The 955-nt window shown below is 47.2% G+C and carries 1 protein-coding gene and 1 pseudogene; both read left to right on the forward strand.

Annotated elements, in window-relative coordinates; all coding sequences use genetic code 11:
- The coding region (gene menE, locus ACWHAR_RS23985) for an o-succinylbenzoate--CoA ligase (protein WP_452088053.1) at window positions 1–757 on the forward strand (757 nt) is incomplete at its 5' end.
- Window positions 754–955, forward strand: a pseudogene (locus ACWHAR_RS23990) (o-succinylbenzoate synthase); the annotation flags it as partial. The gene menE and the pseudogene ACWHAR_RS23990, both read left to right, overlap by 4 nt.

Below are 955 nucleotides of genomic sequence, written 5' to 3' on the forward strand. Positions count from 1 at the left end.
GATATCTGCGGTGCAGACTATGCTGGCCAGTCTTTTGGAAGAAACAAACCGCTGCCCTGAATCCATCAGATGCATTCTTCTCGGCGGCGGTCCTGCACCGCTGCCATTGCTTGAGGAATGCCGTGAGAAAGGATTCCCTGTCTTTCAGTCATATGGAATGACAGAAACATGCTCGCAAATTGTTACCCTGTCGCCGGAATTCAGTATGGAAAAGCTCGGATCTGCGGGGAAACCGCTGTTTTCGTGTGAAATCAAAATAGAGCGGGACGGACAGGTATGTGAACCGTTTGAACACGGTGAAATCATGGTCAAAGGCCCGAATGTCATGAAAAGCTATTTTAACCGGGAGAGCGCAAACGAAGCCTCTTTTCAAAATGGCTGGCTGAAAACAGGTGATCTTGGTTATTTGGACAGCGAAGGCTTTTTATATGTATTAGACAGACGTTCAGATCTGATCATATCCGGCGGAGAAAACATTTATCCGGCCGAAGTGGAGTCAGTGCTGCTTTCACATCCCGCTGTGGCCGAAGCCGGGGTTTCAGGGGCTGAGGACAAAAAATGGGGGAAAGTGCCTCATGCCTATCTTGTCCTTCACAAGCCTGTGAGCGCAGAAGAATTGACTGCCTACTGCAAAGAACGCTTGGCGAAGTATAAAATTCCGGCAAAATTCTTTGTGCTTGACCGCCTGCCGCGCAATGCGTCTAATAAGCTCTTGCGAAAACAGCTGAAGGATGCGCGTAAAGGAGAACTGCTATGATCGAAATAGAAAAAATCACGCTTTACCATTTGAGCATGAATTTAAAGAAACCGTTTAAAAACAGTATCGAAACGCTTCAAGAGCGTAAATTTCTGATCGTGGAAGCCATTGATACATCAGGTGTCACAGGCTGGGGAGAAGTTTCCGCTTTCTCTTCGCCTTGGTACACCGAGGAAACCATTGGAACATGTTTGCATA

The sequence above is a fragment of the Bacillus sp. LR--39 genome, assembly GCF_053613335.1.